This window comes from Photobacterium sp. GB-56 (assembly GCF_003026105.1).
Taxonomy (GTDB): domain Bacteria; phylum Pseudomonadota; class Gammaproteobacteria; order Enterobacterales; family Vibrionaceae; genus Photobacterium.
Window position 1 is genome coordinate 231,035 of the sequence record NZ_PYNW01000002.1, and the last position, 16,370, is coordinate 247,404.

The window sequence follows — 16,370 nt, forward strand, 5'->3', positions numbered from 1 at the left end:
AACTTTTACCTCGCACGCTCACGGTTTAAAAACAAAAGCGCGCCGTTTAGCATCATGATGAAAACCAGAAGGACAATACCTGTAGCGTACAATGCACTGGCGTGAATACCGGTTGCGTAAGACATTTCGATAGCAATATTTGCCGTTAGTGTACGTGCCGACTCTAATAGACCATCAGGCATAGCAGGGGAGTTACCCATCACCATAATAATTGCCATCGTTTCACCTAGAGCACGAGCAACACCTAAGATGACGCCAGTCATGATGCCTGAGCGAGCTGCCGGAACCAGTAGTTTGAAAATGGTGAACATCGATGATGCTCCCAATGCTAAAGACCCTTCTTTATACGCACGAGGTACAGCGCGAATAGAGGTTTCAGATACCGTAATAACTGTTGGTAAGATCATGACGGCAAGCACGATGATACCCGCCAGAATAGTGTTACCGGCAGGGACATTAAACACTTCTTGGATAAGCGGCACGATAATAACTAAGCCAAAGAAACCATAAACGACAGAAGGAATACCAGCTAATAGTTCGATCATTGGACGAATTAAATCGGCTAGACGTTTTGGGGCTACTTCTGCAATAAAAATAGCAGTTAAAACACCAATGGGTACACCTAACACAACAGCACCAGCCGTTGAAACCAGTGATGCAACGATCATTGGTGCAATGCCGTATAGCGCTGGTGGTAACCAATCAGTACCAAGGACGATACCAGCTACACCAGCTTGCGCAAAGGCAGCATAACCTTCGCGGAAAATAAAGTAGCCAATGGTAATAAGAGATAAAATGCCGATAGCGGCACTTAGCATAAATAGATTTTTAAAGACTATTTCTCGCCAATCAATTCGTTTTTTTGATTTTAGCGAAGAAGTGCTCTTTGCTGTTTTTTCAATATTCGCGATGGTCATTACTTACTCCAGAACCAGTACAAAAGTGACCGGTTACTGACAAACAAAAAACGCTCAGCCCTAATGAGCTGAGCGTAAAATACTAATTAATGTGTAGAAATGAAGCCTTTGTTTTCAACAATTTTCTGTGCGTCTGCTGATTTCATCCAAGATAGGAATTTTAGCGCTTCAGCAGATGGACGGCCTTCTTTGAACACAACAAGGAATGGACGTTGAACTGTGTAGTCACCAGACTTGATTGCAGCAACAGAAGGTTTGTGACCGTCGATCGCTAGCGGTTTAACAGTATTATCTACTGAACCTAAAGAGATATAACCAATAGCAAATGGGTTGTTTGCAACGGTTGTTTTCAGCTGACCATTACCACTAGCAACTTGTGCTTTCTGTGAAATAGCTGAAACTTTAACGCCATTGATTTTTTTCTTTAGTTTCATGATGTCTTCAAAAGCACCACGAGTACCTGATGCTGTATCACGTGTAGCAACAACGATTGGCTTATCTTCGCCGCCAACTTGTTTCCAGTTAGTTACTTCACCTTTATAGATTTTTGCAACTTGCTCTTTTGTTAGGTCAGAAACCGGGTTGTTGTTATTAACAACAACAGCGATACCGTCACGAGCAATAACCACTTCTTGTACTTCAGGCGATTCTTCTGATGCTTTAAGTGCACGAGAAGACATACCAAAATCGGCTGAGCCATCGTGTGCAGTACGAATGCCAGCTGATGAACCTGGGCCTTGAACCTCTACTGTTACATCGTTTCCTTTCGCGTAAGTCTCACCAAAAACTTCCATAAGCGGTGTTACTGAGCTTGAACCTACAACAGAGATAGTTTCACCTGCAATTGCTGCAGTGCTAGCTACCATTGTTCCTGCTAAAGCGATTGCACCGATAATCTTTGTTTTCATTTTCCTAGTCCTTCGTGGTTGCTTATTACTGTAGATATAAATGAACGTGACAAAGATTAGGAAAGTTGTGTGACACTTATGTTTCAGAACTTTGAACACTCTATGAATGTTGTCACAAATACTTAATAGGGATTAATTGAGGCGTTAATTGAATGTTATTAAAGCGGTAAGCGTGCTTTATCGCTATTTGGTATCTTGTTTTTATGGGGTAATTTATATAGTTACAGCTGCTTGTGAGCGATTTTTCACCTATTTATATGCTCAAAGATTGAATGTTACGATGCGTAGAACTTAATCGTTGTTAGATGAAAGCTTATTTACGATATGAATATGAGCCTCTATATCAGACAGTTGTTTGACACTTTATCTATAGTAAAATGAACGGTTGTAATGGATAGTTAAATTGTAATGACTTCCTAACCAGACTTTTTATGTTAATAAAGGCTATCAATGTTAAAAAAAGCGCAGCAAATGGTGGTGTTTAATGCTCTAACCAAGCAGAAGAGTTTTACAAAGGCTGCTCAATTACTGGAAATTTCGCGTACTCAAGTGAGTAAACTGGTTCAACAATTAGAAGAACGTCTAGGTGTACAACTCGTACAGCGAACAACACGGTCTTTTGCGTTAACAGAATCAGGGCGAATTTTTGCGAAACATTGCGAAGTTGTTGTCGATGAAATTAATGAAGCTGAGAGTGAGCTGTTGATTTTTGGTGATAGCCAGCAAGGATCATTACGGGTGGGTATTGCCCAGTCATTTGCTTCAAATCATGTGGCGCCTTTCATCAATGAATTTCATGAACAAAACCCATTAGTTAATCTTGAACTCAGCTTATTTGATCATCGTGTTGATTTGATCTCAGAGCAATTAGACTTATGGATAGGTTTTATGGATTCTCCTCCTCAAGGTTTTGTTGCTCGTCACTTAACAAATTGTGACTTTGTTCTAGTCGCTAGCCCTGATTATTTAGCAAAGCATGGTGTGCCTTATCATCCAGATGATTTACAACATCACAACTGTATTACGTATTTTAGTCGTGAGCGTAAAGACAATATTTGGAATTTCAGCTTAGGTAATGAAGAACAACAGGTGAAGGTAACGGGCAATTATCGAGTGGATTCTGCTGATGCAATACGTGATGCAACCATTTCTGGTAATGGAGTAGGGTACTTAGCGACGTATTTATTAAAAGATGAAATCCGCCAAGGTAAATTAATTCGGTTAATGCCGGATTGGCAGTTAACACAACATATGCCACTGTATGCAGTTTATCCTCGCCATAAGTATTTACCCTCGAAGGTGAATCTTTTTATTGAGTTTATTCGTGAACATATCGCGTTAGGGAATATCTCATGTCAGGTATAGTGATCCATTAAACTTTTCATGTTGGTAAGTCTTTATTTTCATCAATCATATGATGTAAAAAACAGCAGCGTGACGCAAACGGTTAGCTAAACGCTGTTTTAAATGTTTCTAATTGTAAATTATGGGAACAATACTATCCCATATAAGAACCAATCAAACGCTTTTCGTTTGCTTAGTTTGAAAAGTAGCCGTTTCCTGTGTTTTTTGTTTCTCGATTGTTAATTGTAATAACAATTTGATCCTTGTCACGTTTTTATTTCTCAATAGAATCCCCCCGCAATCGTTTACTACTACACATTGGAGATTGACCATGCATTATTTGGTCGGCATCTTAGGCATTATTGTTATTTTTGCCGTTGGTTTTTCATTTTCAGAAAATCGTCGTGCAATTAATTGGCGTAGCGTGTTGGGTGCATTTTGTATTCAAGTTATTTTTGCGGGCTTCATTTTATACATTCCTATTGGTCGTGTAGTTTTAAACAGCATATCTGGTGCCGTATCCGGTATTCTTGAATATGGCCATGAAGGTACGGAATTTCTGTTCGGTCAATTAGCACAATTTAAATTAGGTTTCATTTTCGCTGTTAACGTTTTGCCTTCAATTGTGTTTTTCTCTGCGCTAATTTCTGTACTGTATTACTTAGGCGTTATGAAATGGGTGATCAGTACGATTGGTGGCATATTACAAAAGCTACTGGGTACAACACGTACAGAGTCAATGTCTGCAACGGCTAATATTTTTGTCGGTTCAGTGGAAGCGCCTTTAGTTGTTCGACCATTTTTGGCTCGAATGACACGTTCAGAATTATTCGCAGTAATGGTTGGCGGTTTAGCATCTGTTGCTGGTGGTACCATGGTGGGATATGCGGGATTAGGTGTTCAGCTTAAGTACCTTATCGCAGCAAGCTTTATGTCTGCTCCTGCAGGTTTGATGATGGCAAAGTTGCTTGTTCCTCAGACTGAAGGTGTTCACACCATGGAAGAAGAAGACGATGGTGAAGAAGACGAACCAGTTAATATGGTTGATGCCGCTTCTCGTGGTGCGTTAAGTGGTTTACAAATAGCTATGGCAGTCGGCGCAAGTTTACTGGCGGTTATCAGTTTAATCGCGCTTGTGAATGGCGGCTTAGGTCATATTGGTAACTGGTTAGCCTCTTTGGGTCAGTGGTTAGGCTTTAACTGGGATGGTTTACATCATTTAAGCCTTGATATGATCTTTGGCTATCTATTTGCGCCTGTTGCATGGTTAATTGGTGTGCCATGGTCAGAAGCAACAACCGCTGCAAGTTTGATCGGTACTAAAATTGCCGTTAATGAATTTATTGCATTCGCTGATTTAATGAAGCCAGAAACTGTCGCTAAATTAAGTGAGCACTCCCAAGCGATTGTGACCTTTGCATTGTGTGGTTTTGCTAACTTAACCTCTATTGCAATGTTAATGGGCGGTTTAGGTGGTATTGTCCCACAACGTCGTCCTGAGATTGCACGTTTAGGTATGAAAGCTATTTTTGCTGCAACACTTGCTAATTTAATGAGTGCGACATTGGCAGGTTTATTTATTCCTCTTTCACTGTAGTATAGAAAGCAGAATAAAATACAAAAACAGAGAGCCGAGGCTCTCTGTTTTTGTATATGTGTTTCAAGTCGCGATTAAATAACAAAAAGGAAACGAATATCATGAAATCTGATGTGGATAAGCTTGTAGCAAAACATGCTGAACTCATTCATAGCGATGGATTGAAAGTTCGCTCACATACTCAGCGAGAAGACGGTGAGTGGATCCTGCATACGTTGATGATTGAAGGTTACGACGTCCCATTTAAATTTAAACGAAAAAAAAAATATCAAAGTTTAAATGGCTGTAAGGTGAATATAACCTATTACCCTGAAGTGATGATGGTGGCAGGGTTTGAAGTTGAAACGATGAAAGTGGTTCGAATTAAGCGCTATTAATGATTTTCCTTATTTCAAAGAAAAACGCCAAGATGCATAAATAGCAACCTTGGCGTTTTTTTATCACGTATATGGATACGGGTTAACGTTGACTATTCATTTGTTGAAGCTTATCTCCGATAGGACCTGAGAAATTAAAGCCATCATGAACATCCCAGTTAATTGACCACGTCATTACACCGCCAAAGTTAGGATACAGTTTAGTCGGTACGACCGAGCCACAGCTACTGCCTTTGGTGACACAATCTAGTGCATCAATAATATTTTGTGTTGGTGCTTGTCCAGAGTTCGCAGAACTTGGTCCTGACGGCAAGCCAATCGCAACTTGATCATCGCGAAGTGGTGCAAATTGACTGCCATCTGCCAGTTCAAACCCTTCTACTAACATTTTGACTGATGCCACCATCATATCAACCGATCCTTCAGGGGCGACTCCTGACGTATATGGATTTGCTAAACCACCGTTGTTATATAGTTGTACATGCAGCAGATTTAGCATGTCACGTAACTCATTTATCATCGGGATGTAAGCGCCCCAAATTCCTGAGTAAGCAATCATGCCGCCTTGAACATAAGGGTGTTCTGGTGCCATGGTTAAATACATATCACCACCAATGTTGGCTTCGATTTGTTTTAACGCAACGGGTAAACGGGCTTGGATCTCTGTGCCATGGAGTAAGTTTGACCCACTTTCTAAGTCAATATCGAGTCCGTCAAATCCCCACTCATTAATAATATCAGTCAAGCTTGAAACAAAGTTTGCTTGGTCGGCATCGTTATTTAAAGTGATAGTACCCTCAGCACCACCCAGTGAAAGAACGATGATTTTACCTTGTGCGCGTAATTCACGAACATCATCTTTAAATTGTTGTGGATCAAGCGGCTCACAACTACTGCGAATGTCACCGTTGTATAAATTAAAGTGAACAGTACCGTCGCTGTTGCGATCATTATCAGCAAATGCGATATCGATAATATCCCAAGCGGGTGAAATATCACGAAGACGTATTGGACAGCCAGAGCCATTAACGAAGTTATGCCAATAGCCAATTAAGTTATGTTGAGTCTCAATCGGTTCTTGAACTTTTACACTGGCTGCGGTTGATAGTGCGGTTTCACCGTTACCATTCGTAGCGAGGGCTGTGACAGTGTAATTACCTGCAGATTGCGCCGTCCAAGAACTGCTATAAGGTGCAGTTTTATCGGTTGCAACAACATTGCCGTTAATAATGAAATCAACTTGTCGAACATCACCGGTTAGTGCTGTCGCTGTTGCTGAAAGGGTGAGTGCTTTTCCTAGTGTGACAACAGAGCCACTACTTGGAGATGTTAAGCTAGTAACAAGAGCCTGATCGCTTACAGTAACCGTAGCGCTAGCTTCATTCGTGTTCGCTTCATTATCAGTGGCAACGGCTTTAATCGTGGTATTACCTAAATCTGATGCTAACCACTGTGTGCTATAAGGGGCTGTAAGAACGGTGTCAATAAGTTGTTCGTTAGCATAGAAACTGACTTGTTCGATAGTACCATCGGCATCAGTAGCATCAGCATCAATCGTCAGAGTCGTTCCTGCTAATACCGTTTGTTGATCACTAAGAGAGGTGATCTTAACGTCAGGAGCAATGGCGCAAATTCCTAAATCTGTCCATGCATCTGTCCAATACTGTCCCTCACCAGGCTTATAAGCCCAATCAGATGATGATGAACACCAACCTGCGATGTCACAACGGTATTTATGATTATTACTTTCTACTAAATCACCTGCTAGATAATCAGTACCAGATTTAAAGGTTGGAATATCACTACAACCACCACCAACAATAGCGTCATCAACAGTGAGAGTTATCGCACTTGATGTGGTTGTACTATTTTCATTGTCTGTTGCTTTGGCTGTAATTTGATGATTACCAGCCGTTGATGTCCATTGTGCAGTGAATGGGGCTGAAGAACTTGTTGCGATTAGTTGGTTATCAACAAAGAACTCTACCTGAGTGACGGAGCCATCTTTATCTTCGGCATTTGCTGTGATCGTTACCGTATCGCCTTCAGAAATAGGAGTATCAGATGTTGGTGAACTAATTGAAATACTTGGCGCAAGGTTTTCACTCGCTGAAACGACACTAATATTCACAACATCTGTTTTAGTGGCATTTTCATTATCCGTTGCTGTGGCTGTAATGGTGTAGTTACCAAGCACCGTTGTCCAATTAATTTGGTATGGGGCTGTATCGACAACTGCAATAGATTGTTGGTTTATGAAAAACTCAACATGTTGAATAGAACCGTCTTTATCACTTGCGTTGGCAGCTAACGTAATATCTGTTTGCGCGGTTAATTGTGCATTATTAAGCGGTGAGATCAGTGTTACGGATGGATCTTGATTTCCACTGCTCATGCAGCTATCAACGAATGTCCATTCTTGCCAAGGCCCTGAGTGGCTCGCTGGCTGATTGCCTTGAGACCACCAATTTGCATTATATATGTTATTGTCTTGTTGGACTTGGCTACCGCCATTATAGGCTATATCTGCTTGCCATTCGGCGATATTAGAACAATCTGCCGCATAAGCATGCGATGTGCTAAAGGCGACGGCTAACGCACAGGTAAGAAGTGTCTTTTGCATTGTCTATCCCTATTGCAGTTACAATTCCTCGAAAGTGAGTAGAATAATAATGCGAGAGAAAGTGAATAAATGTTAAAAACAAGACACATATTTTTTAGGCTTTATTAAGTCACTCACAGTGTAAATAGAATACAAAGTGAATGTCATTTTTATTTTTGAGCGGTCTCACAACAAAGAGATAGTTAAAATCGCTTGGCTATAGTTATGAAAAGGAATACATTTTGTGTAAGAGGTTTATTAGCCTAGAAATATCGGACTAAAGGAAGAAAAATGGATTGGTATCTTGCTGTTTAAAAAAAATATGCACAGTTTAATGGTCGTTCACGTCGTAAAGAGTTTTGGTTTTTTACGCTTTTTAGCGCTTTGATCAGTATGGCACTAGGGTTTGCTGATAGTCTTTTAGGTTTACCAACCATTGGGGATGACTATGGCGTATTAGCGGCATTATATTCACTGTTTATTGTTATCCCTAATATTGCCGTGATTGTCCGTCGTTTACATGATCAAGATCGTACCGGTTGGTGGGCACTGATCATGTTTGTTCCGATTGTTGGTATCTTAGTGCTGATCTATTTTATGGTACAAGACAGCAAGCCAGGTGATAACCGATTTGGTCCCAACCCAAAACAAAATGAAGGTTCATTCACGGTGTAAATACCAATTAATCATTATGTTGAACGTAAAGCTCAGACAAAAGTTCTGGGCTTTTTTATGTGTGAAATTTAAGCAGCCAATGAAAAAAAGTATAAATTGATAAACGTCCCCTTGCATATCTTAGTGTGTTTGGTAAAAAGAAATGAGCGAATATGGAAAGCGCGGTTATTTTTGTAGGAGGCAACGATGCTTATTGCTGATAAATTATTAAGTAAAGCAATTCAAGAGCAAGTAAAGCGTGAAGGTGCGTTGAACGCTTTAGAAACCGTATATTCAAAAGCGCGTTATGCACACTTTAAGCGTGTGAAATGGGGTACTCAGTTCTTTGATGGTATTCAGTTTGGCGACGGTAGCTTAATTGCTGTAAAACCAGGTTCATTTAACCGCTTAACTCTCGTTAGCCTTGCTTCAGAAAAGCACGTGGGGTGATAACCCATTATTCTGAGTAGTGCTCTCGTTAAAGCATTCTATAAGCCTATTGGTGGCAAGCCCTGAAGGCTTATATAAGCAGATTGCTGGTCTGAGGATATAATCTATTATTTCATTCTTTAGAAATGTGTTTTAGTATTGCAACAGATGAGTGATGTTCGTTTTGACCGAAATGAAACATCATGACCACTCATCATTATTAATATCGTTTTTGGAGTACGATTAATGTTGTGTAACTTTTCTATTCATCAAGTTCAACGACAATGCTCGTTGGCTGTCTTTTCGAACCTATCTTTATATTCATCTCGATTTAGTCACGGCTATTAATTAGCCGACAATCTAAAGATTAAAATCATTTGATAATACGCAGCCATAAGCTGAGGCTTTGTGTTGCATATATAAAGTAAGGGTATTGTGTGAATTTAAAATTAATAGGTAGCTCGCTGATTATTGCGGGTACAGCACTCGGTGCAGGAATGCTCGCTATTCCAATGGTATTGGCTCAGTTTGGCTTATTGTCAGGCACAATTTTAATGTTGATTATTTGGAGTGGTACAACGTATTCAGCATTATTATTACTTGAAGCCAGTATTAAAGTTCGCGGTGGTTTAGGTATGAACACTATCGCGAAACAATCATTAGGAAAGGGTGGACAGTTAATCACTAATGGCTTGTTATACGCACTATTAATATGTTTATTAATGGCTTACATCATTGGTGCCGGCGACTTAGTGCATAAAATGGTACTGAATTTAGATTTAGATATCTCGTTAGTTCAAAGTCAAATTTTGTTTGCTGTTATTGCTGGTGGTATTGTCGCGGCTGGTACTGGTGTGATTGACAAGCTTAATCGTGTGTTATTTCTCTTAATGTTAGCAGTGCTTATTATTACGCTCTTTGCCTTAGTGCCAAATATGTCACTGGCACACTTTTTCACTGCAACAAATGACAGTAGTATTGATCTAATCAAAACCAGTGCTGTGTTATTTACCAGTTTTGGATTTTTTCCTGTTATTCCATCATTAGTGTCTTATAACGACAAAGCGACACATGCGCAATTACGCAATATGGTTTTACTAGGCTCGTTTATTCCACTTGTGTGCTACTTATTGTGGCTTTACGCTGTTGTGGGAAGTTTATCGTACGAGCAATTAACACAGTTCAATAATGTTTCCGAGCTAATTAATGTGCTGGCCACTCGATTTGAAGGAATCCATGTCATTCTTTCATTATTTACGGGACTAGCGTTGCTGACTTCATTCTTTGGTGTGGCTCTTTCATTATTTGACCAAAATATTGATTTATTTAAACAAAATCGTGCGGTGACGTATGTTTTAACCTTTATTCTTCCATTATTAGGCGCCATATTTGCTGCAGATAAATTTTTAGCAGTATTAAGTTATGCGGGCTTAATTATGGTGTTTATTGCAGTGTTTATCCCTATGATGATGGCTCTTAACTTAAGAAAAGCAGAGGGTAAGACACAAACAGCAATAAGTAATGATGCGTATTACGAAGTTGGAGGTGGGCAAATTGCAATGATGGTTTGTTTTGGCTTTGGTTTATTCTTGATTGGAGCGCAAGTTATTTAAACTAAGCGTAATAGTAAAAGTGTGGGGCTGATAGATTGACCGATCTATCAGCCCCTTATTCTAGGTATGTATTAAGTGACCGACTTAGACATACCAAACAGAGAGTGACTATTGGAGTGCGATAGGAGTATCGCTAGCACACACTGTTATTTTTTCAAATAATACAAAGTTTCTGGTAGTAGGGCTAGATGATGAGAATTTTAGGAAATCTTACAGTGTAAAGAAATGATTACAGATAAAGGGAGCATGGTGCTCCTTTTATCGCTAAATTGCTCGATTATCTGTGCTACATTTTGATTACTGTTAAGTAACGCTTTGGATAACCACTTTTGTAATAGTCGGTTTCAGTTACACCAAAATGCTTTTTAGATGAAGAGCTATGAACAAATTTCAATGTGTTTTTACCCACTTCAGTAATAATACCAGCATGACCTGGTTTACGAATCTTCGGATTTGTTCCTGTGAAAACAATAAGATCACCTACTTTGGCATTTTTTAGTGATACTTTTTTATCATAAAGATTAGGGTAAGCCGCTGTTGTACGAGGTATTGAAATATCGTACTTGTTATAAACATATTTAATGAAACCTGAGCAATCAAAACCTTTAGGCGTTGTCCCACCCCACACATACTTTGTACCAAGATACTTACGTGCGAAGTTGATCATGTCTTGTTCTTTTTTTAACTCAGTGTTTGAGATAGGGGTAACGGATGGCTTAATAACTGTTTTAGCTACCATAGGTTGTTTTGAGAGCGCTTCGGGCTGTGGTGATGCATTTACCGTTGATTCACAAGCAGTAAGAAAAAAAAGAGAACAGGTGATAAGTGCCACTGAGGATTTAGGTAATGTCATAACTTTATGTGCGCTTGCTGTTTAAAAAAGGAAAAGATAGCTCATCATAACGGTTAGATGAAAGTTGTGTTAATTTTTTACTTGAATCCCTTCACATTAAGGTGATTAAGTTATCGATGATCAACAAAAATAAAAATTAATTATGTAACCTATTGTATTTTATTTAAATATTAGTGCTTTTAGGGAGTAAAACGAAATACATAATCCGTTTTGTTACTATAAGTTATTGATATGTCACATAAGGTTTTACTGGTAGGTGTTTGATTCTTTTTGGGAATACTCTATCATACCGATTATATCGATAGGTGTGTATTATATTTATAATATTGTTCGCGCTTTATCGATATCCTAAAAAGGTATTTGGTGTGGTTATGTTAAGAAGTGTAGTATTTTTTCTGATGATGTTTCTTTCTTTATCTGCGAAAGCTGAAGAGAGATTAACGCTTTGGTATTCGCATCAAGATAATAGTTTTATTGAATTATTGGTAAGTGAATTTCAAAAAGAAAATAATATAAATATCTCTCTTGTTCAATTTGATCCTGAGAAGATAAAAGCTGAAATTTTACTGGGCGCACAATATGGTGGTTTACCTGATCTTGTCATTTTTCCCTCTGATTTTGTTGGCCTACATAGTTTAATGAAACTATCAAGTATTCCTAAAAGTTGGTTATCACCAGAGCTTTCTCGAACGGCGATGATGACAGCGTACGTTGATGATAAATATTGGGGAGTTCCTGTTATTCAAGGGAATAACCTATTGTTATATTATAATAAAAAGCTAGTTTCTCAGCCAGTGAGTAGTTGGCATGACATTATCGATACCAAGCAAAAGTGGCTTGATAAAAATATTTTGCCTATTGGGTGGAATTACCTCGATATGTATTACTTTATACCATTTTTATCTGCGTTTAATGGTTGGCCCATTATTGATGGTGAAATATCACTTAATACACCAGAAATGGTTAAGGCTTTAAAATATTATCGTTATTTATCAGAGCAAAAAATTGTAAATCCTGAATGTAATTATACTTGTTCACAAAGTGATTTTATTCAAGGTAAAGAGGCGTATGCGATTAATGGTGATTGGGCATATCAAGATTTAAAGAAGGCAATGGGCAATGCTCTAGGCGTAGCCTTATTACCTACTGTTGATGGTAATGTAATGCACCCAATGAGTAGCACATTTCTTCTGTCATTACCTAATTACAATAACCACACGGTACATAAAAAAGCCTTAATTAAAAAGTTTGCTAAGTTTATTCAACGCTTAAGTATTCAACAATTGGTCTATAAAGAGACACGTTTATTACCTACGTCAGAGAAATTATTGAATCGCTATCAGCAGCAGGCTACAGGTGATGAGCAAATATTGTTTAAGCAATTTGAATTATCTAAACCAATGCCATCAACAATAAAAATGTCGATAGCATGGCAAGCGATGGCTATTGGCTTTAAGCGTTATGAAGATGGACTATCAGCAGAAAAAACGGCTGAATTTATGCAGCGTATCGCTATTCAGCAATGGAAGCGGTTGAGTAAATAATGAAACTAAAATTAAAGTCATCACTGGCGCTATTAATGGTTTTCGTTGCGGTTTTACCAGCATCTATTATTGGCGGTTTATTAATAAAGCAGCAAACAGAAGTTGAAACTAATTACCGAATTGATCTCATAGAGCGTTTATCCACAACGTTAGCACAAGAGTTTAATTATCGCTTTTATCTATTATCTACTGCGCTAGATGTGTTATCACGAGATAGGTTGTTAGTGCAGGGCATTGATGACTTCTTTCTGACTAGCCATGTCGATGCCACATTAGCAAATTTAGTTGATAACACGCCATTAGCACAAGCGGCTTATTTGGTTGATGCTAACTGGGATGAGGTAGAAAATTATAATGGTATTAATGGAGTAAAATCCTTCTCCAGTTTGAAAACCTTGTTGAGTAAGAGTGTGGGTACGAGTAAAAGTACAGGCAATCAATGGGTGTTTAATTATGGTGATGAACATTTGATGCCTGATAAATTTAACCCTAGTCATAAAGGCGTTGCCATAGGTGTACCTATATATCAGTCAACGCTGACGGAAGGGCTAAAGCGTAAACCGTTAGGTTATTTAATTGTTATAGTGCCTGTGGAAAATATTGTTAAGGTTCTTCGCCCTTATTTAAAAGATGGCGAGCACGTTATTTTTCATCATAATGGCATGGATAATATTGCGGTTTATAAAGGTAAACTTGATCCCTTAATGCCGACGGTATCAAAAACGGCTGAAGTGACGATAGATAATAAATATATTGCAGAGCCAATGTCTTATGAAGCTCAAGTCTTCATGAATAAATATTTGGGAGAGAATCCCTTTACTAATTCATTAAAGATATTAACTATTGTCGCTATTATTGTAATTATGTTTACGTTATTAACGGCGACAATATCGTATCGTTGGTTCGCAAAACCTTTAACCTATCTTATGGACAGTGTAAGGGGGTGTTTAGGTGGCAATTATAATATATTAGATAAAGATTTAAGATTTTCTGAATTAATCATGGTGAATAATCTTATTCAGAAAATGTCGACCACAATAAAAGCCCAGCTTAGTGACTTAGAAGATAAAAATGTAAAGTTGATGACTTTTAATGATCAACTAGAGCAGAAAGTACATGAAAAGACGTTAGAGTTAACTCACTCATTACAGCGCGAAGAAAAACGTCGAACCATGCTTCAGTCACTCTTGTTATTTAGTAATAAATTACAACATGGTGATATTCACTCTACGGTTATGACGCAGTTAGTGAGTCTGTATCCTTATTCAGGATGGGGGATGCAGTTATTTATAAACAATAATACAAATTGGTTTAGTGAAGGCTTGTCTAACATTAATTTAGACAGTATTGATGCAGATGCGCATTGCAGTGATTACTTTCGTATTAATAGTGGCGATAAAGCGCTTCAATGTTTCAAAATTGTCGATACACATGGTGTGTTATTGGGGATTATTGTGATGGAGCACCCTAATATTGCACGAGATGACTATGAAATTATTTCATTATTTATTCGTCAATTATCTGCAGAACTTGAAGGTCGATTACTGAATGAAGAGTTGGAAAGAAGCGCAATCACAGACCCATTAACGGGGCTAAGTAATCGTAAAGCGTTTGATGTTGATCTTGATGAGTGGATAAAAATTGCACATCGATATCCAGAACAATACTTTGGTTTGTTTATGATCGATGTGAATGGTTTAAAGCAAGCCAATGATGAATATGGGCATCATATGGGTGATCAGCTGTTAATCGAAACGGGCAGGCTTATTCAAAGTGTTTGTCGTAGTACCGACAAGGTATATCGTCTCGGTGGAGATGAATATGCGATTATTATCAAAGGTGGTGATAATGTAGGCTGTGATAAGTTAACGTTGCGTTTACAACAGTTAGTTATAGATAAGCATTATGCACGCCTAGCTTCAGGAGAGAAAGTGGCTATTCACTTTGCTATGGGCTGTGCTAGCACTGAAAATATTGATGCACGTGCACTTTATCAAGTAGCAGATAAAGCAATGTATTTAGATAAAAAAGCATATTACGAACAAATTGGTAAAATGCCAAGGTAGCTTTAGATCACTCTAATAAAAAGAGTAATGCACAAAACAAGGAAGCTAACATCAGAAAATGCATAAAATTAAGCCACGATAGCTGATGATTCAGTTATCGTGGCTTTTTATGATTAATCGCGTTATTTGTGATTTGAAAAGTTATCGCCTTTAGCTAAACGATCATAAAGAATCACATTAACGGCAGCGGCAAGATTCATTGAACCATTCGTTGGTACATAAATCGTTTCACGACAAAAATCAGTAATTTCTTTTTTTAAGGTGCCGTCTTCAGGGCCAAAGATATAGAAAGCACGTTTTGGATGCTTATAGTCAGGTAATGCTTTTGCACCTTCGATTAAATCAACAGCAACGGGTACACAGCCGATAGGAATGATTTTCTTTAAGTCTTCAACACCTATTAGCGGTATATCAAGTGATGCTTTTTTTGTATCAGTACAAAACTGTGCGGCATGATCATAACGCGTTCCCGTATAAAACACAGAGTTAACACCATAACAGCCAGCTGCGCGCATAACAGATCCAACATTCTCCGGTGTTTTGGGATTAAATAGGCCAATACAAGAATAGCCTTGGCTTTTTTTGCTCATACTTCTATCTACTTTAAATTACAGATAAATAAATGTTTAACCGGTGTCAGTTAGACATGTATTTGAAGCTAAAAACAAAGCAGGTACGAATACCTGCTTTTTTGTTTGTTACTACTTACCACAGCACTTTTTGTATTTTTTACCACTACCGCATGAACATGGGTCATTACGGTTGGGTGTCTTTTCAAACACAGTGGTTTTGGGTTTATTTAAAACACTGTCTAGCTCTGCAATATCTTCTGCAATGTCAGCATTGATCGTGATATTTGCAAACAGTTGGTTGTCATTAACTTGCTGCTGTACTTCTTGTTGACGTTCTTCGCTGTTCACAATCAATGTGAGTGGGTTGGTTTCCGTGCCCAGTTTGGTTTCGCGTTTCGTGTTGTAACCAAAGCTTTCATATTTTGGTTTCTTTTCGATACGACCTTTGAAGAAGAATTTAGACATGGGATAACCTATTTACCATGAATTAACCCAAACCATAATCGTGGGTTAATTGTTACGAATAAAAAACCACCGCGTGGGTGGTTGAAATTGCGGGCATAATAACCGCCATTAGTGAGCTTATCAATAGTAACCCATATGCGGTATAAGGTATTTTGAACGGCTAAGTGAGAGATGAAGTATGATTGAGAATGTGAATTGGTGAACGTTTAAACGTTTGCGTCAGTCTGGGTATCTTTTAGATTGACGATCGTTTCTAATAATGAGTACTTTAAAGAAAAGCGCAAGAAGAAACGGCGCTCAAAGGCTTAGCCTATTGGCATAATAGAAAATTTCGACTGGTACTGATAACAAATGTTGTTAACATAAGCCGTAATAATTTTCTGTATTAGTGATTTATCGCTGTCTAGTCAGCGATTTATGCATCGAGTT

Annotated in this window: 13 protein-coding genes and 1 pseudogene; 8 read left to right on the top strand and 6 right to left on the bottom strand. The window is 38.4% G+C overall.

Going from position 1 to position 16,370, the window contains the following annotated elements; translation table 11 throughout:
* Positions 1-5: 5 nt before the first annotated feature.
* Entirely contained in the window at positions 6-917 is a 912-nt protein-coding gene (gene pstC, locus C9J42_RS03775) for a phosphate ABC transporter permease subunit PstC (protein WP_107206299.1), read from the bottom strand.
* 86 nt (positions 918-1,003) lie between these two features.
* Positions 1,004-1,825 (bottom strand): phosphate ABC transporter substrate-binding protein, encoded by an 822-nt coding sequence (locus C9J42_RS03780; protein WP_107206300.1) that lies wholly within the window; start codon positions 1,823-1,825, stop codon positions 1,004-1,006.
* A gap of 450 nt (positions 1,826-2,275) precedes the next feature.
* Between C9J42_RS03780 and C9J42_RS03785 the strand changes: the two genes are divergently transcribed.
* The 3 genes from C9J42_RS03785 (at position 2,276) to C9J42_RS03795 (ending at position 5,143) form a co-directional block, all read left to right on the top strand.
* Complete coding sequence (locus tag C9J42_RS03785) at positions 2,276-3,190, top strand: LysR family transcriptional regulator (protein WP_107287108.1); 915 nt, start codon at positions 2,276-2,278, stop codon at positions 3,188-3,190.
* Between the two features lie 310 nt (positions 3,191-3,500).
* The gene (locus C9J42_RS03790; RefSeq protein WP_107206302.1) at positions 3,501-4,766 is read left to right on the top strand and encodes a NupC/NupG family nucleoside CNT transporter; all 1,266 of its coding nucleotides are present in this window, start codon (positions 3,501-3,503) and stop codon (positions 4,764-4,766) included.
* 101 nt (positions 4,767-4,867) lie between these two features.
* The gene (locus C9J42_RS03795; RefSeq protein ID WP_107301657.1) at positions 4,868-5,143 is read left to right on the top strand and encodes a hypothetical protein; all 276 of its coding nucleotides are present in this window, start codon (positions 4,868-4,870) and stop codon (positions 5,141-5,143) included.
* A gap of 82 nt (positions 5,144-5,225) precedes the next feature.
* Here C9J42_RS03795 and C9J42_RS03800 read toward each other — a convergent pair whose 3' ends face one another.
* Positions 5,226-7,766 carry an Ig-like domain-containing protein gene (locus C9J42_RS03800; RefSeq protein ID WP_107287106.1) on the bottom strand — a complete coding sequence of 847 codons (2,541 nt, stop codon included), beginning with the start codon at positions 7,764-7,766 and terminating at the stop codon, positions 5,226-5,228.
* A 270-nt stretch (positions 7,767-8,036) separates the two neighbouring features.
* On the opposite strand from C9J42_RS03800, the pseudogene C9J42_RS03805 reads away from it, so the two are divergent.
* The 3 genes and pseudogenes from C9J42_RS03805 (at position 8,037) to C9J42_RS03815 (ending at position 10,441) form a co-directional block, all read left to right on the top strand.
* A pseudogene (locus C9J42_RS03805) lies at positions 8,037-8,420 on the top strand (DUF805 domain-containing protein).
* Positions 8,421-8,606: 186 nt separating this feature from the next.
* Entirely contained in the window at positions 8,607-8,849 is a 243-nt protein-coding gene (locus tag C9J42_RS03810; protein ID WP_107206306.1) for a hypothetical protein, read from the top strand.
* Between the two features lie 416 nt (positions 8,850-9,265).
* Entirely contained in the window at positions 9,266-10,441 is a 1,176-nt protein-coding gene (locus tag C9J42_RS03815; protein ID WP_107206307.1) for an amino acid permease, read from the top strand.
* A gap of 286 nt (positions 10,442-10,727) precedes the next feature.
* Here the strand turns inward: C9J42_RS03815 and C9J42_RS03820 are convergent, their stop codons facing one another.
* Complete coding sequence (locus C9J42_RS03820) at positions 10,728-11,294, bottom strand: C40 family peptidase (RefSeq protein ID WP_107287105.1); 567 nt, start codon at positions 11,292-11,294, stop codon at positions 10,728-10,730.
* 371 nt (positions 11,295-11,665) lie between these two features.
* On the opposite strand from C9J42_RS03820, the gene C9J42_RS03825 reads away from it, so the two are divergent.
* Both C9J42_RS03825 and C9J42_RS03830 read left to right on the top strand, forming a co-directional pair.
* On the top strand, positions 11,666-12,838 hold the full coding sequence (locus C9J42_RS03825; protein ID WP_233218474.1) for an extracellular solute-binding protein: 1,173 nt from the start codon (positions 11,666-11,668) through the stop codon (positions 12,836-12,838).
* On the top strand, positions 12,838-14,904 hold the full coding sequence (locus tag C9J42_RS03830) for a diguanylate cyclase domain-containing protein (protein ID WP_107301658.1): 2,067 nt from the start codon (positions 12,838-12,840) through the stop codon (positions 14,902-14,904). The genes C9J42_RS03825 and C9J42_RS03830 overlap by 1 nt, the downstream gene beginning before the upstream one ends.
* Before the next feature lie 122 nt (positions 14,905-15,026).
* Here C9J42_RS03830 and C9J42_RS03835 read toward each other — a convergent pair whose 3' ends face one another.
* A complete protein-coding gene (locus tag C9J42_RS03835; protein ID WP_005368466.1) occupies positions 15,027-15,494 on the bottom strand; it encodes an RNA methyltransferase in 468 nt (155 codons plus the stop codon).
* A 111-nt stretch (positions 15,495-15,605) separates the two neighbouring features.
* Positions 15,606-15,941 carry a PBPRA1643 family SWIM/SEC-C metal-binding motif protein gene (locus tag C9J42_RS03840; RefSeq protein WP_107259588.1) on the bottom strand — a complete coding sequence of 112 codons (336 nt, stop codon included), beginning with the start codon at positions 15,939-15,941 and terminating at the stop codon, positions 15,606-15,608.
* Positions 15,942-16,370 lie beyond the last annotated feature (429 nt).